Origin of the sequence: Petrocella atlantisensis (assembly GCF_900538275.1) — a bacterium.
Taxonomy (GTDB): domain Bacteria; phylum Bacillota; class Clostridia; order Lachnospirales; family Vallitaleaceae; genus Petrocella; species Petrocella atlantisensis.
On sequence record NZ_LR130778.1, the window covers coordinates 3355795 to 3378835 of the forward strand.

General features: G+C 36.8%; 20 protein-coding genes and 1 pseudogene. All 21 read left to right on the plus strand.

The genetic code is table 11. The annotated features are described in order from the left end of the window. Positions 1 to 148 precede the first annotated feature (148 nt). Positions 149 to 748: a hypothetical protein gene (locus PATL70BA_RS15420; protein ID WP_125138217.1), complete on the plus strand. Its 600-nt coding sequence runs from the start codon at positions 149 to 151 to the stop codon at positions 746 to 748. Then, positions 745 to 1125, plus strand: coding sequence for a holo-ACP synthase (acpS, locus tag PATL70BA_RS15425; RefSeq protein WP_125138218.1), 381 nt, complete (start codon positions 745 to 747; stop codon positions 1123 to 1125). Before PATL70BA_RS15420 ends, acpS begins: the two co-directional genes overlap by 4 nt. Then, on the plus strand, positions 1112 to 2638 hold the full coding sequence (locus tag PATL70BA_RS15430; protein WP_125138219.1) for an NAD(P)H-hydrate dehydratase: 1527 nt from the start codon (positions 1112 to 1114) through the stop codon (positions 2636 to 2638). The genes acpS and PATL70BA_RS15430 overlap by 14 nt, the downstream gene beginning before the upstream one ends. A gap of 25 nt (positions 2639 to 2663) precedes the next feature. Next, positions 2664 to 3824 carry an alanine racemase gene (alr, locus tag PATL70BA_RS15435; RefSeq protein WP_125138220.1) on the plus strand — a complete coding sequence of 387 codons (1161 nt, stop codon included), beginning with the start codon at positions 2664 to 2666 and terminating at the stop codon, positions 3822 to 3824. Between the two features lie 136 nt (positions 3825 to 3960). Beyond that, positions 3961 to 5379, plus strand: coding sequence for an MATE family efflux transporter (locus PATL70BA_RS15440; protein WP_125138221.1), 1419 nt, complete (start codon positions 3961 to 3963; stop codon positions 5377 to 5379). A gap of 317 nt (positions 5380 to 5696) precedes the next feature. Next, positions 5697 to 6485, plus strand: a complete 789-nt coding sequence (locus PATL70BA_RS15445) for a ParA family protein (RefSeq protein ID WP_125138222.1) — start codon at positions 5697 to 5699, stop codon at positions 6483 to 6485. Beyond that, positions 6472 to 7428, plus strand: a complete 957-nt coding sequence (locus PATL70BA_RS15450; protein WP_125138223.1) for a ParB N-terminal domain-containing protein — start codon at positions 6472 to 6474, stop codon at positions 7426 to 7428. Before PATL70BA_RS15445 ends, PATL70BA_RS15450 begins: the two co-directional genes overlap by 14 nt. Before the next feature lie 5 nt (positions 7429 to 7433). Next, positions 7434 to 8363, plus strand: a complete 930-nt coding sequence (locus tag PATL70BA_RS15455) for a DUF6017 domain-containing protein (RefSeq protein WP_125138224.1) — start codon at positions 7434 to 7436, stop codon at positions 8361 to 8363. Between the two features lie 15 nt (positions 8364 to 8378). Then, positions 8379 to 8879 carry a PcfB family protein gene (locus tag PATL70BA_RS15460; protein ID WP_125138225.1) on the plus strand — a complete coding sequence of 167 codons (501 nt, stop codon included), beginning with the start codon at positions 8379 to 8381 and terminating at the stop codon, positions 8877 to 8879. Between the two features lie 182 nt (positions 8880 to 9061). Continuing rightward, a pseudogene (locus PATL70BA_RS15465) lies at positions 9062 to 10678 on the plus strand (VirD4-like conjugal transfer protein, CD1115 family); the annotation flags it as partial. 70 nt (positions 10679 to 10748) lie between these two features. Beyond that, on the plus strand, positions 10749 to 10961 hold the full coding sequence (locus tag PATL70BA_RS15470) for a Maff2 family mobile element protein (protein WP_125138227.1): 213 nt from the start codon (positions 10749 to 10751) through the stop codon (positions 10959 to 10961). 12 nt (positions 10962 to 10973) lie between these two features. Next, complete coding sequence (locus PATL70BA_RS15475) at positions 10974 to 11843, plus strand: VirB6/TrbL-like conjugal transfer protein, CD1112 family (RefSeq protein ID WP_125138228.1); 870 nt, start codon at positions 10974 to 10976, stop codon at positions 11841 to 11843. 20 nt (positions 11844 to 11863) lie between these two features. Next, positions 11864 to 12319 (plus strand): PrgI family protein, encoded by a 456-nt coding sequence (locus PATL70BA_RS15480; protein WP_125138229.1) that lies wholly within the window; start codon positions 11864 to 11866, stop codon positions 12317 to 12319. Beyond that, positions 12207 to 14660, plus strand: a complete 2454-nt coding sequence (locus PATL70BA_RS15485; protein WP_125138230.1) for a VirB4-like conjugal transfer ATPase, CD1110 family — start codon at positions 12207 to 12209, stop codon at positions 14658 to 14660. The genes PATL70BA_RS15480 and PATL70BA_RS15485 overlap by 113 nt, the downstream gene beginning before the upstream one ends. After that, a complete protein-coding gene (locus PATL70BA_RS15490; protein WP_125138231.1) occupies positions 14657 to 16930 on the plus strand; it encodes a M23 family metallopeptidase in 2274 nt (757 codons plus the stop codon). Before PATL70BA_RS15485 ends, PATL70BA_RS15490 begins: the two co-directional genes overlap by 4 nt. A 17-nt stretch (positions 16931 to 16947) precedes the next feature. Continuing rightward, complete coding sequence (locus PATL70BA_RS15495; RefSeq protein WP_125138232.1) at positions 16948 to 17193, plus strand: hypothetical protein; 246 nt, start codon at positions 16948 to 16950, stop codon at positions 17191 to 17193. After that, entirely contained in the window at positions 17194 to 17997 is an 804-nt protein-coding gene (locus PATL70BA_RS15500; protein WP_125138233.1) for a CD1107 family mobile element protein, read from the plus strand. 11 nt (positions 17998 to 18008) lie between these two features. Continuing rightward, positions 18009 to 18485, plus strand: coding sequence for a DUF6075 family protein (locus PATL70BA_RS15505; RefSeq protein WP_197715769.1), 477 nt, complete (start codon positions 18009 to 18011; stop codon positions 18483 to 18485). Beyond that, positions 18482 to 20527 carry a DNA topoisomerase 3 gene (locus PATL70BA_RS15510; protein ID WP_125138234.1) on the plus strand — a complete coding sequence of 682 codons (2046 nt, stop codon included), beginning with the start codon at positions 18482 to 18484 and terminating at the stop codon, positions 20525 to 20527. Before PATL70BA_RS15505 ends, PATL70BA_RS15510 begins: the two co-directional genes overlap by 4 nt. 64 nt (positions 20528 to 20591) lie before the next feature. Continuing rightward, on the plus strand, positions 20592 to 21044 hold the full coding sequence (locus PATL70BA_RS15515) for a YodL domain-containing protein (protein WP_125138235.1): 453 nt from the start codon (positions 20592 to 20594) through the stop codon (positions 21042 to 21044). Positions 21045 to 22099: 1055 nt separating this feature from the next. After that, positions 22100 to 22420 carry a TnpV protein gene (locus PATL70BA_RS17170; protein ID WP_408634456.1) on the plus strand — a complete coding sequence of 107 codons (321 nt, stop codon included), beginning with the start codon at positions 22100 to 22102 and terminating at the stop codon, positions 22418 to 22420. Positions 22421 to 23041 lie beyond the last annotated feature (621 nt).

Here is a 23041-nt window from a genome sequence, read left to right on the forward strand (position 1 = left end):
TAAGAGGTAGAAAACGGTTTAAAGCTGGTGTTAATTGGCTTGGAATTTTTTCTATCTTTTTTATTAATATACTTTCTACTTATGGTGAGTAAAAAGAGCGTTATTATTTTACTATGCCGAATTATTAAATACGTCGTTAGGAGTTGTTATGATGGATAAAAAACCTCATATAGAGATCAAAAAAACAGGTCATATTGTCATACTTGATCAGAATTGGCATAGCTTATTCCCAGGTAGAAAACCTTATAAAATCAAGCAGCTGGAACATCTATTGAATAAATTGATGAAAGAACAAGGTAAGGTCAACACAGAATATAAGGCATATAAAGCCTTAAAAAAGAAAATGATGGATGATATTATACAAGGTATGACAGTTGCTTTTGATGATAAGCAGACTGAAGGTACTCAGGAATTGAAAAAAAAGCAAAAGAATATTAAAGAGATTAATGCGAAGTTTGAGACTTATGAAAAGAGAAAGCTAGAATTGCCTCAGGAAATAGAAAAAGCAAATCAGGCACTGCTAAATGAAAGCATGATTATTTTCTATGAGCGCATGATACATAACAAAGAAAAGAAAAGAAAGCTTGAATCAGAGATCCAAACCTTACATGATAAAGTCAAAGAACTTGTTGGTAAGAAGGAAGATATCGATGAAGAAAATACGAAACTATACGCGTTTATGCACGATTTAGCCGGTTTAGAAGTTATTGAGCAATTAGATGCTCATTACTTCGGAGGTGAAGAATGATTGTAGGCATAGGCAATGACATGATAGAAATAGACCGTATTCACAAAGCAATATCAAGACCCAAATTTCTAACAAGACATTTTACAAATGAAGAGCTTGATTTGTTTAGAGATAGAAAAATGAACCCTTCGACCATTGCTGCTAACTTTGCTGCTAAAGAAGCAGTTACAAAGGTCTTTGGAACAGGTTTTAAAGGATTTGGTCTGAAAGATGTAGAAATACTTAGAAATGACCTTGGAAGGCCTTATATTAACCTTTACGGACATGCAAAAGCGATAGAAAATCAAATGGGGATAGACAAATGGCATATTACGGTATCACATACTAAATCAATGGTGTCTGTTGTTGTATTGGGAGAGAAGCATGATTATAGCTAAAAGTAATCAAATGGTAATGATGGATCAAAAAGCAATCAAAGCGTACACTATTCCCGGAGTGGTGTTAATGGAACATGCTGCAATGGCTGTATGTGAGATGGTCCCAAAAGGTAGTCAATCTATTTTGGTAGTGTGCGGTGTTGGTAACAACGGCGGCGATGGCTTTGCCATTGCCAGAAACCTGATACAAAGAGGTGAAAAGGTAACTGTACTTGGCGTTGGCAATCCCTTACAATTGAAAAATGATGCAAAAATCATGTATGATTGTTTTGCGCATATTGAAACAGGCCTTTTTTGGTATGAAGTCTGTAGTGAAAAGAAATTAGACCAATTGTTTCAAAACTGTGATGTGATTGTAGATGCGATTTTTGGTACTGGTTGCAATCGTGTTGTATCGGATGGTTATCTAGATGTGATTGGGCGAATGAATCAAAGAAAAGCCTATGTTATTAGTGTTGATATTCCTTCCGGTGTTAATAGTGATAATGGCAAAATAATGGGTGTGTGTGTAAAGGCGAATCTGACAGTTACATTTACCTTACCAAAGCTTGGTAATATCTTATACCCAGGTGCAAGGGCGAGTGAAGCACTTAAGGTTGTAGATATAGGTATACCGCAGAAGATTTTAGAAGGTTTTGTTTTTGAATACGAAACCATCGATCAGGACACTCTAAAACGATTACCCTCAAGAAGAACAGATGGTCACAAATTCACATATGGAAGAATATTAATTATAGCAGGGTCCGAAGATATGTCGGGTGCTGCTTATATGTCTGCCTTGGCGGCTTATAGAACAGGTACAGGATTGGTTGAGATTCTAACCCATGAAAGCTGTCGTATCAGCCTTCAATGTGCCTTGCCTGAAGCCATCGTTAGAACGTATCAAGATTCTAATAAAAGCCTGGAAAAGGTTTTTGAAACCCTAAATCTAGATAATTATGATGCTATCCTCATTGGGCCGGGACTTGGGCAATCTGATGTAGCCAAGCGTCTTATAGAGCTCACACTTGCTCAACCATCTGTACCGATTGTTATTGATGCAGATGCCCTGAATCTACTTTCGGAAAATATGGATATTCTACTAGCATCATCAGCACCAATTATTATGACGCCACATGTGGGTGAAATGTCAAGACTTACGCAGTTCCCCTCTGAAGCGATTCTTGAAAATACAATTGAATTTGCACAAGCATTCTCTAAATCCAATCAGGTGATTACCGTATTAAAAAGCCATCGTACGGTTGTATGTAATCCGGAAGGCTTTACATGTATTAATCTTTGCGGCAATGACGGCATGGCGACAGCCGGCTCAGGAGATGTTTTGGCCGGTGTTATAGCAAGTTTGGTGGGACAAGGTTTAGAACCCTATAAAAGTAGTGTCTTTGGCGTAGCCATTCATAGCTTAGCAGGTGATCTTGCTTCTGATAATATTGGACGTCATGGTTTGATGGCAAAAGATATTATTGAGGCCATTCCTAAGATTATGATGGAAAATGACCAGTTAAATGATTGAAATAGAGAATAAAGGAGACAGATAAATGAGACATTATCAACGTGTCGTAGCGGAAATTAATTTGGATGCCATTATACACAATTATAGAGAGATAAGAAAGTATCTGTCTGAGGGAACCAAGATCTGTAGCGTTATTAAGGCAGATGGCTATGGCCATGGTGCAATACCGATCGCTAAGACATTGAGTGAAGAAGGGGTAGATGCTTTTGCAGTAGCTGCTTCTCATGAAGCTGTTCTTCTTAGAAAAAATAATATACATTGCCCTATATTGGTCCTTGGCTATACGAGTGAAGATGATTATCATGATATGGTCAAACATGATATCACCCAAACAGTTTTTCGTTTGGATATGGCAGAAAAGCTTTCAGCGGTCGCCATGCAACTTGGTAAGATGGCCCGTATCCATATCAAAATAGATACTGGTATGGGTCGCATTGGGTTTGAGCCAGATGATCAAGCCCTTCAAATCATAAAGAAAATATCTAAATTGCCCATGATAAAAATTGAGGGTATCTTCACCCATTTTTCAAGAGCAGATGAGTCTGACCACAGCACGAGTCATATTCAACTGGATATATTCAAAGGCTTCATCGCTAAACTAAAAGAAGCAGGAATAGAATACTTTGATTTACATATGTCCAACAGTGCTGGATTAATAGAAGTTCATCAAGCGGAGTTTAACATGGTACGCGTTGGTATTGCCCTATATGGATTGTATCCATCCTATGAAGTGGACCATACATTATTTAAGCTCAAACCGGCTTTGACATTAAAGAGCAATATTATCCTTCTTAAAGAAATGGATGAAGGTATGCCCATATCTTATGGTGGTACTTATGTGACAGGTAGAAAAACCAAAGTCGCTACCATTCCAGTAGGTTATGGTGATGGTTACCCTAGAGCACTGTCATCAAAGGGGAGGGTTTTAATTCGAGGGTCTTATGCCCCGGTTATAGGACGTATTTGTATGGATCAGTTTATGGTGGATGTGACAGACATAGAAGGTGTAAAAGAAGGGGACGTTGTGGTCCTTATTGGTGATATGATGGGTCAGGGCATATCTGTAGAAGAAATCGCTTCACATATGGATACCATTAATTATGAAGTGGTTTGTCAGCTGGGAAAAAGAATCCCACGCGTATACTATAAGAATCAAAAACCGGTGCTGTCCATTGATTATTTTTAATGTAAAATTATAAAAAATAGGTTATAATAACGTGTTAGGAAACAGATATGAGTGAAGGCTTATGTCTGTTTTTAGTCTAGTGGTTGGTTAATGCTTAATTAAGCTATGAATAATATGAAGGATAAGAGACAAAAACATGAAAAAACGTAAGCATAAAATTATTGAAGAAATAAAAATAATAGAAAATGCCAGTCATGCCAGTGATATCGATGTTAGAAGGCACTTTTATGCAAAGTTGTTTGCCATTGCTTTGCCCATGGCACTTCAAAATCTGGTATCCTCCTCACTAAATCTAATTGATACATTTATGATCAGTTCACTTAGTACAGCATCTATTGCCGGTGTTACAGCGGCCAATAAACTTTTTTTTATACTCTTTCTCTTCTTATTTGGGATTAGTAGTGGTTCGTCTATATTGACCGCTCAGTATTGGGGTGTCAAAGATGTAAAAAATATCAGAAGAGTGCTTGGGATATGTCTAATGCTTGGTATAAGCGGTGCCTTCCTATTTACTTCAGCCGCCTTATTCGCACCTGAAATGGTAATGAGGATTTTTACGAACCAACCCGGAGCCATATCAGAGGGGGCAAGTTATTTAAGAATTATCGGTCTTAGCTATATACCGACTTCTATTACATTTGCCTATGTTTTTATACTAAGAAGTACGGGCAATGTTAAGTTGCCCATGAAGATCAGTATAATAGCGATTATGCTCAACACTTTTCTAAACTGGGTACTCATCTATGGTAATCTGGGAGCACCTGCCCTTGGCGTTTCAGGAGCAGCTATTGCAACTGTTATTGCGCGTGGGTTAGAATTTGCATTACTCATGGGCATCATCTATCGTAACAATGAAGTAGCAGCAGCACGTCTTCATGAACTTTTAGATATTAATAAGACTTTTTTTGCAAAGTATATAAAAACAGTTTTGCCGGTAATCTTTAATGAGTTAATATGGGCAGTTGGTGTTACCATGTACGACTTGGTCTATGGACGTATGGGTGAATCGGTTATGGCGGCTATGGGTATCACCAAAACCATAGAACAAATGACTTTTTTCTTTATCTATAGCTTAGGTAATGCTTCCGGCGTCATCTTAGGCAATCAAATGGGTACAGGGGATATGACGCAGGTCTTTTACTATGCTAAGAAGCTGGTAAAAATCATGGTCATCATTGGGCTGAGTATGAGCGTTATATTATTTATTGCATCAGGACCACTAGCAAGCTTTTTCCAAGTCGAACCCCTTGTAGCAACCTATATTCAAAATTGTATTCGTGTACTGGCCATTGTAACGGTGGTGAAGGGTCTGAATATGCTCATCATCGTAGGTATCTTAAGAAGCGGTGGCGATACCACTTTTGCCATGTATCTGGATGGTGGCGCAGTATGGCTGGTAGCTGTACCTTTGGTTTTCCTGGGCGGATTCGTCTGGAAACTGGAGATCCAATATGTCTATATGTTGGCCCTTACAGAAGAATTTATTAAAGTATCTATTGGTTTATACCGTGTATGGTCAAAAAAATGGATCAATAACCTTATTTTTGAGGAATAACGGGTAAAAGGTTAGAGTACAAAAAACGTTGGTGTCACCTTACTCTACACATGTGGAAGTAATTGTTTTACTACAAAACAAATTTACGTAGAAATCGTTGATTTTACAACGTTTGTTGAACTCTGGACTGCGGACCGAAAAGAAGGTAAACCAAGAAATAGACGCTTGATTGACCATGTTAAGGTTTCAGCAGGAGTGTACCTCGATGTTAAGGGTACAATAGAAAAATAGATAAAAGTGAATAATATAGATTGAATTTTAGGGATACTTAGAAATTAGGTATCCCTTTTCTACGTAAAAAATAAGGAGGAATTACAATGGCAGAGGTAATTACAGTAGCAAATCACAAAGGTGGCTGTGCAAAAACGGTCACGACATTGAATTTAGGATATGCATTAAAAGAACTAGGGTATAAGGTGGCTTTAGTGGATCTGGATTCACAAGCAAATCTTACAACATGTTTTGGCATTGATAATCCAAATAGCATTGAAACAAATATTGCTCATCTAATGATCGCTAAGATTGATGAAGAGCCCTTACCGGATAAAGAGCAGTACATTATTTCAAAAGATGGACTTGACCTTATCCCATCAAGTATTTATTTGTCTGTGGTAGACGCTAATCTAAGACTTGAGATGGGAAGTGAGCGGATATTAGACGAGATACTAGAACCATTACGAGAGGAATACGATTATATTATTGTGGACACACCACCTTCTCTTGGTTCATTAACCATTAACGCTTTAAGTGCTGCGGATAGCGTGATTATTACCGTTAACCCACAACTCTTAGCAATGATGGGGCTTCAAGATTTCTTAAAGACAACGAAAAAGATACAAAAACGTATCAATCAAAAGTTAAGTATCAAGGGTATCTTGTTGACGATGTGTGATTCAAGAACGAATTTATCCAAGATTTTGTCGGAGCAAGTGAAGGAAGCTTATAACGGTGTTATTAAAATCTATGATACTTACATACCGATGACAGTTAAGGTTGGTGAATCGGTTTATTATGGGCAAAGTATTTCAGAGTATTGTCCAGATTCAAAGGCAGGAATTGCCTACAGTAAATTTGCTAAGGAGCTGATTAGCCATGAAGAAAAATAGTCCAAGAAGAAATATTGCTGATGCCATTGATTTTCTAACAGATGATTCATATGAGCAACAAATAACAGATATAGAAATTAGTGAAGTAAGTGAGTTTTCAGACCATCCATTTCATTTGTATGAAGGGAAACGCCTTGAAGATATGGTTGAAAGTATCAAAAAGAATGGTGTGTTAAATCCAGTTATTGTTAGGAAGTTAGATGATGGAAAACTCGAAATGCTTTCAGGACATAACAGAATGAATGCTTCTAGAATTGCAGGATTAGAAAAAGTACCGGCAGTTATCAAAAGTGGTTTAACGGATGAAGAAGCCTATATTTATGTCATTGAGACAAACCTTATGCAACGCTCATTTAATGATCTTCATGATACCGAAAAAGGAGCTGTATTAAAACTCCGACATGAAAAAATAAGTAGTCAAGGAAGACGTTCAGATATTCTTAGAGAACTCAATGCTATTGAAAATGGAGATGAATTTGACGAAGAATCACAAGTGATTGACAGTCGTGGAAGGTTAGCGAAAGAATACAATCTCGATAATAGAAAGGTTGCAAGATTAATCCGACTAACTTATTTAATCGAGGATTGGAAGCTGTTCGTAGACAACACTAAGAAGGCGTTCCTAATAGGTGTAAATATATCATATTTAGCACCTGAAATGCAGACATATTTATACCAAGAATGTGACGAAATGGGGATTAAGTTAAACCTAAAGAATGCTGAAGCATTGAAGAAAATGAATGCTGACAAACCACTAGATGAAACAGCAATCAGCAAGTTTCTTCTGAGTAATGAGAAGGAAAAAATTAAGCCGAAAGAATATCAAAGTATAAAAGTACGAGCCAAGGTTTTTGATAAATATCTTAAGGACATTGGAAGTCCATCAGATGTGGATGTTATCATTGAAGCCGCACTTAAAGAATACTTTGATAAAAGAGGGTAGGTGATATGGGAGGAAGAACTTTTTCGAGATATACAGCAACAGATATTGCTAGAGGAAGGTTTTATCAGATGCCTAAATTCTTGTTTGATGGAGAGCTTAAAAAAGGTCTCTCAAATGATGCAAAAGTCTTATATTCTTTGTTGAAAGATAGGCATGAATTAAGTCTACAGAACAACTGGGTGAATGAGAATAACGAAGTATATTTAGTTTATACCAGGGGCAACATGCAAGAGATGTTAGGGCTTTCGGATAAAACAGTTAAGAAAGCAGTAGATCAATTAAAAAAATATGGGCTAATGGAGGAAGAACGATTAGGGTTTAATAGACCAAATCGTATCTATTTAACGGCTGTAACCCTTGAAAATAGAGGAGTCGGAGATTCTCCGATTCCGGACACGGAAGATTTACGATTCAGGAGTCGGAGAAATTCCGATTCTGGACACGGAGATTCTACGATTCATGATACGGAGAAATTCCGACCTAATGATACTAATACTAATCATACTGATTATAGAGATACTAATCCTATCAATCCATCTAAAAAAAAGAATGATGGATATGATGTGATTGAATTACAAAAAGGCTATGAAAAAATCATCAAAGAAAACATAGGGTATGAATATCTGTACCAGAATAAAATAGGTTGGAGAGAAGATGTTGAAAGTATTGTTGGAATCATGGTGGATGTTTGCACGATGCCAGAAGATAGTTCAGTTAAAGTCAATGGAACACCAATGAGTGTTGGAATTGTTAAATCCCAGTTCTTAAAAATTGACTCATCACATATTGAATATATCATGGGTTCACTGAATGATAATCCATCAGACGTCAGGAATATACGAGCATACTTGATAACAACAATCTATAATGCACCAAATACAATATCACAGTATTACAGGTCAAGAGTAAACCATGATCTATATGGTGGACGGTGATGAAAGGAGTAGCTATTGCAAGAACAAGTTAACGAAAAGACCATAGCACTCCAAGTGAGTGCCGCAAAGTTTACAGCAAGAGAATTAAAACACCTGATGGCTGTATACCTTAGACATCGAAAAGATAAAAAGCAAAGAAAACCGCTTAAGATTAAAGAGACAAAGAAAAACGGCAAGGTGACTCTTGAAGATTTGAGCAAGAAACATGACGGACTGAAATCTATAGAAATTTCTGAGAAGAACATTAAAGACTTCGAGAAGACCGCCAAGAAATATAATCTTGAATATGCTTTGAAAAAGGATATTAAAACAGATCCACCAACATACTTTGTTTTCTTCAAAGGAAGAGACCTGGATGTTATTGATTTTGCTTTTCGTGAATACCTGAAAGAAAGTATGGAGAAAGCCAATGAGAATAAACCATCTATCAGAAAAGCACTTAAGAAAATGCTTGATAAAGCCAAAGCAATGAACAAGACCAGAGACAAATTAAAAGACAAGGAGCCAAGTTTATGACAGAAAATTTTAAGAAGTATGCATTCCGGTTCCTGCCTTACTTCATCATCGCTTATGTATTTAATCAGTTATCAGAATTATACAGAGGGATTGATGAAGCAAAGCCAATAGTAAGGTTGATTAAGGTGTCAGAGCAAGCAGGTCTGTTGTTTGATACGCCATGGATTAGCTTTAACATTCAAGATGTTTTAGTTGGCATCATTGGAGGTGCAACAACCTTTGCGGTAGTTTATATAAAAGGTAAGAATGCCAAGAAGTACCGGCATGGTGTTGAGTATGGTTCGGCTAGATGGGGTAATGCAAATGACATTAAACCTTATATGGATACAGAGTTTGAAAAGAATATCATACTTACTAAGTCAGAACGATTGATGATGAATAGTAGACCGAAGAATCCCAAGCATGCCAGAAACAAGAATGTTCTTGTTGTAGGTGGTTCCGGTTCAGGTAAAACAAGATTCTTTGTTAAACCGAACCTGATGCAGATGCATTCAAGCTATGTAGTCACAGATCCCAAAGGGACCGTGCTTGTAGAATGTGGTAAGTTATTGGAACGAGGTAGACCTAAAGGAATAAAAAATGGGGCTGTTGAGTATGAGCCGTATCACATCAAAGTTCTGAACACGATTAATTTTAGGAAGTCCATGCATTACAATCCATTTGCATATATTCGTTCAGAAAAGGATATTTTGAAGCTTGTAAGTGCAATTATTGCCAATACAAAAGGTGAAGGTGAAAAAGCCGGTGAAGATTTTTGGGTAAAAGCCGAAAGGCTCTATTACACAGCTCTCATCGGCTATATTTATTATAAGGCACCTAAAAATGAGCAGAACTTTACAACCTTACTTGAAATGATAAATGCAAGTGAAGCTAGAGAAGATGATGAAGATTTTAAGAATCCAGTTGATTTGCTTTTTGAGGCTTTAGAGAGAGAAGATCCTGGACATTTTGCTGTTAGACAGTACCAAAAATATAAACTGGCTGCAGGAAAAACAGCTAAATCAATATTGATTAGTTGTGGTGCTAGATTAGCACCTTTTGATATAAAGGAGCTACGAGAACTCATGGAGTATGATGAGTTGGAGCTTGATACTTTGGGTGACAAGTTGACAGCACTATTTGTTATTATTTCTGATACAGATGACACTTTTAACTTTGTTGTAGCAATGATGTATACCCAACTATTTAACCTTCTGACTGATAAAGCAGATGATGTTTATGGAGGTCGATTGCCAATCCATGTTAGATTTCTGCTTGATGAGTTTGCCAATATCGGTCAGATACCGAAGTTTGAAAAACTTATAGCAACAATCAGATCTAGAGAGATGTCTGCCAGTATTATTCTTCAGACGCAAAGTCAGTTAAAAGCAATCTATCGTGACCATGCAGACACCATAATCGGTAACTGCGATACATCGTTGTTCTTAGGTGGTAAAGAGAAATCAACCCTAAAGGACTTATCAGAAAGTTTAGGTAAAGAAACCATTGATCTATACAACAATTCAGAGAATCGAGGACGTGAAAGAAGCTATGGTATTAATTATCAAAAAGTAGGAAAAGAGTTAATGACCATGGATGAGCTTTCAGTTATGGATTCAGGAAAGTGTATTCTCCAGTTAAGAGGTGTTAGACCTTTTCTTTCAGATAAATTTGATATAACGAAACACAAGTATTATAAGTTACTTGGTGATAGTGATAAGCGAAATAATTACGATATCGATAAGAGCTTATCAACGAAACTACGGTTCAAGAAGAACCAACCAATAGAATTAGTAGAACTAAATATTCAAGGTAGCTAAAAGCACTCATGAAATCATTCACGGGTGTTTTTTCTATATACAACCAAACATTCCAAGGAGGAAGAGAGAAATGACATTTTTTCAATCAGCAATCGGTACATTACAAACATTGGTAACAGCAATCGGAGCAGGGCTTGCAGTATGGGGTGTTATCAATCTACTAGAGGGTTATGGTAATGACAATCCGGGTGCAAAATCACAGGGGATCAAACAACTTATGGCAGGTGGAGGAATTGCGTTGATTGGCACTCAACTAATTCCATTACTTGCAAACCTATTTTAAGAAGGAGGCACAATGAACTCAATTTTCGATAAGATAGAGGAATTCTTTACCACTCTGCTTATTGGAATGATCGAACAGAACCTAACCGGATTATTAACGGATGTTAATAGCAAGGTTGGGAGTATTGCCGGTGAGGTGGGAACAACGCCACAATCGTGGAACAGCAGTATCTTTACGATGATAGAAAATCTGTCGGATACTGTTGTCGTTCCAATCGCTGGAATGGTAATGACAGCGATACTATGTTACGAACTCATATCAATGGTCTTGGAAAAAAACAACATGCATGAAATTGATACATGGATGTTTTATAAATGGATTATGAAAGCAGTTATTGCTGTTTATTTCGTTACCAACACTTTTGACATTGTGATGGCAATATTTGATATAGCTCAACATATGGTGGATGCATCAGCCAGCTCAATCAATACGACTGCGAGTGTTGATATTGATTCATCGGTTTCAGCAATGATTGATGGACTAAGTGGAAAATCAGTTGCAGAGTTGGCAGGTATAGCATTGGAAACAGGTGTGGTTAGATTAACCATGTCTGCCATATCAATAGTGATAACCGTAATCTTATATGGGCGTATGATTGAGATTTATCTTGCCTGTTCAGTTGCAGCAATACCATTATCAACAATGGCAAATAAAGAGTGGAGTCAAGTGGGGACTAATTATATTCGTAGTTTAGCGGCTCTTGGTCTTCAGGGATTCTTTATTATGGTTGCAGTCGGCATATACGCTGTCTTGGTCAATTCAATAACAGTAACAGACAACATACATTTAAGTGTGCTTTCAATAATGACCTATACAGTCATTTTATGCTTTGCCCTTGTGAAAACAAGTAGCTTGGCAAAGTCAGTAATGAATGCACATTAGGCTATCAAGGAGGAATAATTATGGCGTACGTATCAGTGCCAAAGGATCTTAGCAAAGTTAAGACTAAAGTGGCACTTAACCTTACATTGAGACAAATAATAAGCTTTTCCATTGGAGCAGTAGTAGGATTTCCGGTGTATTGGTATTCAAGAACAACAGTCGGAAATGATATTGCTGTCTATCTAATGATAGGTTGTGTCCTACCATTTTTCATGGCAGCTATTTTTGAAAAAGATGGCATCGTTTTTGAAAAGTATCTGGGTTACATCATTAAACAAAGATTTCTGAACCCTAAGATTAGACCATATAAAACAGAGAATTTCTATGAGTTTCTCGATAATCTAGGAAGGGAGGAAGTTAAATATGTTCAAAAAGAAAGAAAAGGTACAGGCAAAACCAGTGCAAAAAAAGCAAAAACCAAAAGGCAACAACAAAAAGTTGTCAAAGAAGCCGACTTCGCAGCAGAAGCAGTCTAAGAATCAACCTAAAAAGCAACAAAAGAAGAAGGCTAAGAAAAGAAAAGTAGCAGATACAGCACAAGCAACACTTAAATACAAAGCAATATTTCCTGATGGGATTTGTCAGCTGAGTAATCGAAAGTTCTCTAAGACGATTAAGTTCTATGATATAAATTACTTGCTGGCACAGAATGAAGATAAATCTCAAATCTTTGATGGTTATTGCGACTTCCTGAATTACTTTGATTCATCCATATCCATTCAGCTTTCCTTTGTCAATATGAGAGCAAGTGCCAATGTGTTTCTGGAAACCATTAAAATTGACCATCAAGAAGATGACTTCAATGATATTCGTAAAGAATATTCAGAGATGCTTCAGAGCCAATTAGCCAAAGGAAATAATGGTTTAATTAAGACGAAGTTTATCACTTATAGTATTGATGCTGATAACTACAAAAAAGCCAAACAAAGGCTTGAGCGTATAGAGGTAGATATACTGAATAACTTTAAAGTCATGGGTGTTAAAGCCTTTTCGCTAAATGGAAAGGAACGAATTGAGCTGCTGCATAGTATGTGCCATCAAGATACTGGAAAGCAAGCAGATTTTCATTGGGATATCGTTAAGAAAGGTGGCATGAGTACCAAGGACTATATTGCACCATCGTCGTTTAATTTCTCAAACCCTAAACAAGTAAAAGTTGGTCAAACAATTGGTGCAGTTAGTTATCTGCAGATTTTAGCACCTGAATTATCAGACAGAATGCTAGCAGATTTTCTGGATTTAAACAGTAGTATTATCATTAACTTTCATATCAAGTCTATCGATCAAACCCAAGCAATAAAGATGATTAAACGGAAGATTACTGACCTAGATAAAATGAAGATTGAAGAACAAAAGAAAGCAGTTCGTGCCGGTTATGATATGGATATTATTCCATCTGATTTAAAGACCTTTAATCAAGAAGCTAAGAACCTTTTGGAGGAGTTACAGTCCAGAAATGAAAGACTATTCTTGGTTACTGTTGCCATCTACAATACGGCAGCTAATAAACAAAATCTTGAGAATATCATTTTCCAAGTAAGTGGTGTGGCTCAAAAATATAACTGTGCTATTAAGAGATTGGATTATCAACAAGAGAATGGATTCCTTACCAGTTTGCCATTAGGAGAGAACTTCCTAGAGATTAATAGAGCCTTAACAACGTCTTCTACAGCCATCTTTATACCATTTACTACACAAGAGCTGTTTACCGAAGGACAAAGTCTGTATTATGGCTTAAATGCCCTTTCCAATAACATGATTATGGTGGATAGGAAGAAGTTAAAGAATCCTAATGGTCTGATTCTTGGTACACCAGGTTCCGGTAAATCATTTAGTGCAAAAAGAGAAATTACCAATGCTTTTCTGATTACAGAAGACGACATTGTTATTTCAGATCCAGAAGCTGAGTATTATCCTTTGGTTCAAAAACTAGGGGGACAGGTTATCAAGTTATCACCAAACAGTGGTGATCATATTAATCCTTTGGATATTAACCTTAACTCAGGTGAATATGATCCAATACGAGATAAGTCAGACTTTATCATTTCTCTTTGTGAGCAAGTTGTTGGTGGGCGGTATGGACTTGATGGCGAGGAAGTATCAATCATTGATAGGTGTGTTCGGGTAATGTATGAGCGTTTCATGGAGAATCCTTTACCAGAGAATATGCCTATTTTAGAGGATTTCTATAATGTGTTAGTAGAACAAAATAATGAAAAAGCCATGGGGATTGCTATTAGGCTAGAGATTTATGTTCAAGGTTCAATGAATGTATTTAATCATCATACCAATGTTGATATGAACAATAGAATCATCTGTTTTGATATCAAGGAATTAGGCTCTACATTGAAGATGTTAGGGATGTTGATTGTCCAAGAAACGGTATGGAATAAGGTTGCTAGAAACAGAGAAAGTGGTATTTCCACGAGATATTATATTGATGAGTTTCACTTGCTTTTAAAAGATGATGCTACATCAAAATACTCTGTTGAGATATGGAAACGATTTAGAAAATGGGGAGGTATCCCCACAGGTATTACCCAAAATGTACAAGACTTCTTGGCAAGTCGTGAAGTTAGTAACATAGTTGGTAATTCGGATTTTATTTACATGCTTAACCAAAATGCTGAAGATCGGCAAGTCCTAGCTAAGCAATTAAGTATATCTAATCACCAGTTGTCCTATGTTACGAACTCTAATGAAGGTGAAGGTTTGCTATTCTTTGGGAATGTAATTATACCCTTCTTAGATAAGTTCCCAAAAGACACAATGCTATATCGAATCATGACAACGAAACCGGAGGAGATGGTTAATTGAGTTCAGAAAAAAAGGAAATCAGAACTTCTGGACAAGTTGACCGGAAGTATGACGAGTTGCGTAAATCATATCAGAAGAAACAGATGCATGGCGATGGATATGATTATTACTTTACGGATTCCGATAATGACGGTCTTGCTGATGTTCATGATATTGATGATCTAAATCCCGATATTCAGGATGTCTCACAAATAAAGCCTTTGAAGTTCGAAGATCAACAAGTGAGAAAATCAACAACCAAGAATAAGCATATTCCTAATTCATCTAAGAAGAAATCTGTTAAACAACAAAAGCAAAAACAGAATACTCTTAAGGATGAAAAAGTCAGCAGAGAAGAGAATGAGCAATACTATTCAAATGAAGAGCGTGTTATTCATGGACTTGACCCTGTTACTTCTACAGATGAGAAGGTTTCTCCTAATCAGTTGAATAGGAGAAGACCGGAAGGTGAAAAAGTACACTCCAATAAGCAACAAAGAAATGGGCTAAAGGGAGATAAGTTAAGTCCTAGAAATCAACAAGCAACTAGCTTGAAGGACAAGAAGGTCAGTCAAGAGAAGCATGAACAGGCTGTTTCAAAAGATGAGAAGTACAAATCTAATGGGCAAAAGAAGAATGCACTTAAGAATGAAAAACCTAGTCAAGACAAGGGAAAGCAAGCATCATCTAAGAACAGCAAAGAGAATCAAGGTAAGCAGACTAAGCCTAGTCCAAAGGACAATAAAAGTGGTAAGGATAAAGGAGAGAAAGGGACTTCAAAAAAGAAGCAACGTCTTAAGTTTCATGAAGGGAAAGAAAAAGGGAAACTTGAAACAAAGAAAAAAGCTTCAGTTATTTCTCTTGCTTCTTCCGGGCAAGAGGTATTAAGACGTCACAATCAATATGAGCGGTTTGAGGATGCAGATGAAAACTCTGCTGTTCAAGCTACTGGATTCGGACGTGAAGTTGCTACTGACACTATTAGAGGAACATCAAGAAGACTTCAACATGGACCCATTAACAAAAATGTGAAGATAACTGCCACTCGCTCCAAGACTCAAAAAGCAAGAACCACAAGAGCAAGGAACAATTTTAATTTTGAAAAGTCTTTAAAGAACAACAAGACTTTTCAAAAATCTAAAGGCTTAAATAAATATTACCAAAAGCAGCAATTGAAGCGATCTTATAATAAGAAAGTCTATGGCAGCGTGCACAAGAGAGCAGAAAAAGTGCTTAAAGGAGTTGCTAAGAAACTAAAGCAGATTGCTACCTTAGCACTTAAAAAAATTGGGCTTCCAGTTATTGGAATTGTTTTAGTGGTTTTGGTTCTTATAAGTATCTTGAGTGGTATTATGGGTGCTTTTTCTAATGGTGTTAGTGTTGTTATGGCTACCTCATATCAATCAGATGAATATCAAATACATGACACAGAAAATATCTATAATCACCTAGAGGCTGACTTAGAATATGCCATTGCAAATGTTGAAACAGACCACTCTGGTTATGATGAGTACAGGTACAATATTGGAGCTATCGGACATGATCCACAAGTGTTGATGGCATACTTAACAGCTGTGTATGGTGAATTCACCGCCAGTTCTGTAAGTAATGAGTTAAGCAGGATTTTTGACGAGCAATACATTTATACGCTAACGGCTACTACAGAAGTAAGAACCAGGACAAGATATGCCTCATACACTGACCCGGAAACTGGTGTGCAATCATACGTGAGTTACCAAGAGGAATATGATTGGCATATTCTAAATGTTTCTCTCATAGCGAATGATTTAGAATCAGTATTAACTGCTGTGTTAACACCTGAGGAACTGGAGATGTATGAAGCCATTAAGGAAACAAAAGGAAATTTCACAATACTTCCAAGTCCAATAAGAGGTGAATGGAGAAACTCTGTATCTAGTATGTATGGCTATCGATTAGATCCCTTTGAGGGATATGTAGAGTTTCATACCGGTATTGATATTGCCAAGCCCCTTAGAACTGAACTGGTTGCTGTTACATATGGAACTGTAACAGATGTTGGTTACCAAAGTGGATATGGGAATTACATTGAGATTACACATGAGAATGGTCAATCAGCATTTTATGCCCATTGCTCGGTTGTTAGTGTGAGTATTGGTAATGAAGTTAAGTTAGGTCAAAAAATAGGTGAAATGGGTTCAACCGGTAATTCTACAGGTAGCCACTTACATTTAGAGATTAAGGATGCAGCCGGTAATAGACTGAATCCTTATTTTTATTTATCAGATGAAATTGCAGAAGATCCAAGTTAAAGAAAGAGAGAATAATCATGGAAAAAAGACTAGAAAAGACAATCAAGGAAGAAGCGAAGTTAAAAGCGCAAATGGAAGCATTACAGAAAAAGCTTAAGGATACAGAAGAGAAAAGAGTCAGTTATGAGAAGGAAGAATTACATAAAACCTTTAAGGAAACAGAGATTTCTCTTGAAGAATATAAAATGATCGTTAGAAATGCTGTAGATGATTATAAGGGTAATTCGGATGATGGCGAAAATCTAGGAATGGAGTTTAAGTAGATGAAAAGAATTAGATTAATGATAACGACAGTTTTTTTTATAACTTTATTAATTGTCGGATACGAAAATGTATATGCGGTTGAACCAGTAGTTGAAACAGAAAGTGAAGAAGAGTACGAAGTGATTAGTTCTGTAGATGAGCCTGTTGAGTCAAATTTTACTTCAAAGGATTACCATGTTGAGGGAGAAGATAATCAGAACTACCTTGTTGAAGGTGGTAACGAGAACGCTATTAACTTGCTTGCTACAGAACAAAGTACAGCAGGTGGAACACTTACAGAGAATACAAATATTGAAGGTGAGGAATATGATATGACTCTACCTACAGAGGAAGACTTCGATAATAAAGATCCTCTTGAATTAAGGCAGTTTATAACCTTTGAAACGAAGTCGGGCAAGGAGTTCCATATTATCATCGACCATGGAAAAGATGAAGATAATGTAAGAATGCTAACAGAAGTAAGTGAGCAGGATTTGCTGAACTTGATTGAAGCACAAGCTGATATTGAGATAGAGTTAATTGAAGCAATACCAGAAGCAACAGTTGAGGACGATACCCAAGAAGCAGGTGAGGAAGAAATACCTAAAGATGTTGTCACAGAAGATTCGGTTACAGGAGAACCGACAGAAACTCCAGTAGATTCATCTTTAATCATTATTATTGTTGCTGCCTTGGTAAGTGGTATAGCCGGATGGTATTTCAAAATATTTAAACCTAAGAGAGCTGCTGCTTTTGAAGATGAAGTGGATGAAGCAGATTATCTTGAAGATGATGAAGCCTATGAAGATGATGATTACGAATAGGAGGAGTTTAGATGCTCAAAATAATGTTTAATTCAAAGGAACATGAAGAGTTTTATCTTGAAATGTTAAGTAAGTTTAGGATTGTCCAAGTGTACCATAAAGCATTCTTTTATTGTATGGGAGCTTGCGATGTGACAAGAGATAATATTGATGCACTCTTTGATTTTCAAACGGGTGGAATACGTCCTGATAATTTACATCAAGGATTTCAAACTGGCACAAGTTATAAAGTTACTAGGATGGCATTTAATCTATGGAATGGTTATGTTGAAGAAGGTGAAGAAAAATTAATGTCACCTTCAGAGCTGTTTGCTTGCACATATGGTGATGAGTTTCATCAGGCTATTCAGCTAAGATACCCTGAATACAATCGAGAACAGGAAGTAGATATTGTCAGTGTTGTTGAGAAACTGGCAAGAAAACGGCAAGAAACTTCTGGACAAGTTGACCAGAAGTTTCTTGCCGAATCAAAGGATGGTGAAAGATGAAGTTAGTCATTGCAGAAAAACCAAGCGTTGCCATATCCATTGCCAAAGTGCTTGGTGCAAGAGATAAAAAGCAAGGTTACATAACCGGCAATGGCTATATTGTCAGTTGGTGCGTTGGGCATCTAGTCAGTCTATCTAAGCCAGAGGAATATGATGAACGCTTTGCTAAATGGAATAAATCTGATTTACCAATATTGCCTGATGAGTGGAAGTTATCTGTTAAGGAAGGGACTAAGCAGCAGTATCGTGTTCTTACAAAGCTGATAGCCAGTGATGAAGTAACATCATTGGTTGAAGCTACAGATGCAGGACGTGAAGGTGAATTGATATTCAGGCTTGTCTATGACCATAGTAAATGTTCTAAACCCTATCAACGTTTATGGATTAGTTCCATGGAAGACAGTGCCATTAAAGAAGGTTTCAATCAACTTCAAGACGGTACAACATATGAAAACTTATATCAGTCTGCTATTGCAAGAACAAAAGCAGACTGGCTTGTTGGATTAAATGCAACCAGATTATTTACTACGACCTATCATACCAAGTTAAGTGTGGGACGAGTACAGACGCCTACACTGGCAATGATTGTTGAAAGGGATGAGAAGATCAACAACTTCAAGAAGGAGAAGTTCTATCATGTTGAGCTTGATCTTGGTGATTTTAAACTGAGAAGTGAGAAAATCAAAACCATAGATGAAGCAAAAGTAATTGCTCATTCTTGCCAAGGAAAATCAGTCGTTATTTCTGAATTAACCAAAGAATTAAAGAAGAATAAGCCACCTGCTTTATTCGATTTAACGTCTCTGCAAAGAGAAACTAACCGGATGTTCGGTTATACAGCCAAGCAAACCCTTGATTATACTCAAAGCTTATACGAGAAAAAGTTAGTAACGTATCCAAGGACAGATAGCCGGTTTATTACTGAGGACATGAAAGATTCAGTAGTTAATCTATTGCCTATTGCAGATAATCCTGCTGCATATGACGTTAATAGAATAATCAATAACAAGAAAGTATCCGACCACCATGCAATTATACCGACTAAACAATCACTAAAACTTGAAGAGCTTAAGATTCCTAATAGTGAATTGAATGTATTGAAACTCATACAGACCAAGCTCTTGATAGCAGTATGTTTAGAACATGTATATGAAGCCGTTAATGTCAAAGCTGATGTTGATGGTATGACATTTACAGCAACAACTAAGGTCATCGTTGAAATGGGCTTTAAGAAGATTGAGCAAGATTTCAGAAAAGAGATGGGTCTTAAAGTTGATGAGGATAAAAATAATAATAGTAGATTAACAAAAATCAATGAAGGTGATACATTTAAGATTATCGGTATTGAAAATATTGAAGGGACAACGTCACCACCAAAGCGATTCACAGAAGATACCTTATTATCCGCTATGGAAAGAGCTGGTATTGAAGAACTTGATGATTCATTAGAAACTGAAAAGCAAGGACTCGGTACACCGGCAACAAGAGCTGCTATTATCGAGAAACTAATCTCTACCCTGTATGTTGAACGGAAAAAGAAGAATTTAATTGCTACTAGTAAAGGTGTTGAGCTTATTAGAATTGTACCGGACAAGCTTAAATCGGCACAGATTACAGCACAGTGGGAAAATAAGCTGACAGAGATTTCTGATGGTATACGTTCAGCTGATGACTTTTTAGAAGAGATCAGAAATGAAGTGATTGACTTAGTAGATAATCTTGAAGTACAGGGTAATCCTGATTCTTTTAAGATAGAAAAGGAAGTTATAGGAAAATGCCCAAGATGTGGTACAGACATTTACGAAGGCAATAAGAATTTTTATTGTTCTAACAGGGATTGCAAGTTCAGCATGTGGAAAGAAGATAAGTTCTTTACGAATAAGAAAAAGAAACTGACTAAGTCCATTGCAAAAGCTCTTTTATCTAAAGGGAATACGAAAGTGAACAAACTATACTCTGATAAGAAAGACACCTATTATGATGCCAAGGTTGTCCTAAATGACACTGGTGTGTGGGTGAATTACAAATTGGAGTTTAAATAATTAAAGAAATAAAACAGGGAACAACTTTTGGACAAGTTGACCAGAAGACAAGGACGTGAATAAGATGAATAAAGATAGTAAAGATATGTTTGATATTTATCAAGTGAAACATGGGGCAGCTTTTAGGGATTTTGGTTTTGAAAATTTGGAGAGACTAAAAAGCAGGGATTTAAAAGTTGAGTATTCCAATTATGATTTTATCTATTCAGGAAAGCTACAGGAAGGGATGAACCTGGAGGATATCTATACGAAGTTTAATATAGATAGACCGGATGATTTCAAAGGTCATTCTCTATCGGTTAGTGATGTTGTTGTTCTAGTAAAAGACGGAGAAACAACAGCGCATTTTGTAGATAGTTTTGGGTTTAAAGAAGTACCGGAGTTTGTTAATGAAAGAGAAGCAGCGAGGAAATCAAGAAGTTCTGTATTATCTGCACTCAAAGAGAATAAGCCAAGTTCTGAAAAGACTAAAACAGACAAAACCAAAGAAAAAAGAAACTCAATAGAAGAAAGATAATAAGACAATCGTAACTTCTGGACAAGTTGACCGGAAGTTTTTTTATGCCTAAAAGAAGGAGGATTCAATGGCGAAAACATATGATGCAATCACGCTTCTTCAAGAAAAGGAGCGTGAAATAAGAAAGAATGGTCTTAACTGGATGAGCTTTCTTAAAAGTAGTGCTTATACAAATAAATATCCCTATAATGATCAGATTCTTATATATGCTAACAGACCGGATGCTAAGGCTTGTGGTAGTATGGATTTGTGGAATAACAAGTTCCATAGATGGATTAATAGGGGAGCAAAAGGAATACCTTTATTAGATGTTTCTGATGATGGAAAAGCTCGGTTAAGATATGTGTTCGATATTTCTGATACCCACACGACAAAGTACACTGTAAAAGATGTGAACTTATGGAGATATGATGAAGAAAAGGACAATGAGGCACTAATAAATATTGAAAGACGTGAAGATATATCACCAGAAGACAGTTCAAAGGATATCCGGTATAGAGTTCATGAAATAGCAAAGCGTATTTGTGAATATGAGCAAAGTGATTTAGTTTCAGATATGGTTCAGTTTGCTGAAGATACTTACATCGAAGAATTAGATGAGTTTAATATTCGTGTCATGGCAAGCAAGCTACTGGAGAACTCGGTGGCTTTTCAGTTGATGGAACGGATGGAGCTTGATCCAGAAGATTACTTTGAGGCTGATGATTTTGCTGATATTATCAATCTGAATTCTTCAACTTTAACATCTTTGATTTCTACTAACACATCAAGAATCACAAAAGATTTTCTATCTGATTTAAGCAAAAAAATGAGCAAAACAAAAACAAGACAAAATGATGTCCAGAATACCTTGATTAATGATCAAAGTAAGGTGTATAATGAAAATGAACAAAACAAGACAAAAATACAGTCCAGTATTGATGAAGGAGGTATCGTTAATGAAGACAATGACACTGGCAGGAGCGGAATACGAAGTAATGAACGAGATATTGAATCCAGTAGTGAAAACAACATCATTCGAGAAGAGTGGAGGAACATATCACCTTCAGGGAGAGATGTTAGTTCCGAACATAGAATTGACGAACAAGGCACAGAACCCGGTGGAGATCTACGGCAGAGCGAGGAAGAGATATCTGGAAGAAAACAAACCGGCACAGTATTCAGCAATGATAATCCAGGGAACACTTCAGAGTCACCTACAAGAAGTGGAAATTCAAGCAGAGAGACTTTTGGAGATGCAGACACCACAACTTCAGGAAGCATGGGAAGTGACAGAACAGATGAAAGCAACAGATCCGATGAAGTGGGTGGGGATGATGAACAATATCAAGTCAACCATCGAGGAAACGATTTACAGCGAGATCGTTTACAAGTAGACACAGAGCAGCTTGATTTATTTAAAACAGAAGAAGAGCAACTTAGGCGTATCGAGGAGACAGTAGAAAAAGAATCTACTGTCTTTTCTTTTTACCAATCAGATATTGAAGCTGAACTTCTTCGGGGTAGTGGTTTTGCTAATAGTAAGTTTAGGATTTATGAGTTCTATAGTAATGATCCAACAAACAAAGAAGCTGTTGAATTTTTAAAGAATGAATATGGCGTTGGGGGTCATTCAGCTAGTAGAAACACAAATGAAGTAACGTCTCAAAGCCATGATGCAAAGGGGATTGAGCTTTCTAAGGGCGGCTATGGTGATGATAGAGTTGATAAATTATATACCTGGTCAAACGTTAATAAGCACATCAAGAATTTAATTGATAGAGGGCTGTACTTATCGAGTGAGGAAATAGCTGAACACGAACGTAGTAAACATCCGGATATAAGTTATTATTTTGCAGAAGCTGGTGAGTTTCATAATCTTGGTGAATACCATGAAGGTTTAACATTTGAAGAAGCTATAAACTATTATGAATCCATACCTGCAGAACGTCGTAATGGAGGCAAGCAGATTGGTATTCATATTTATGATGGTGATGAGTTCCCTCTTGAAGTCTCAT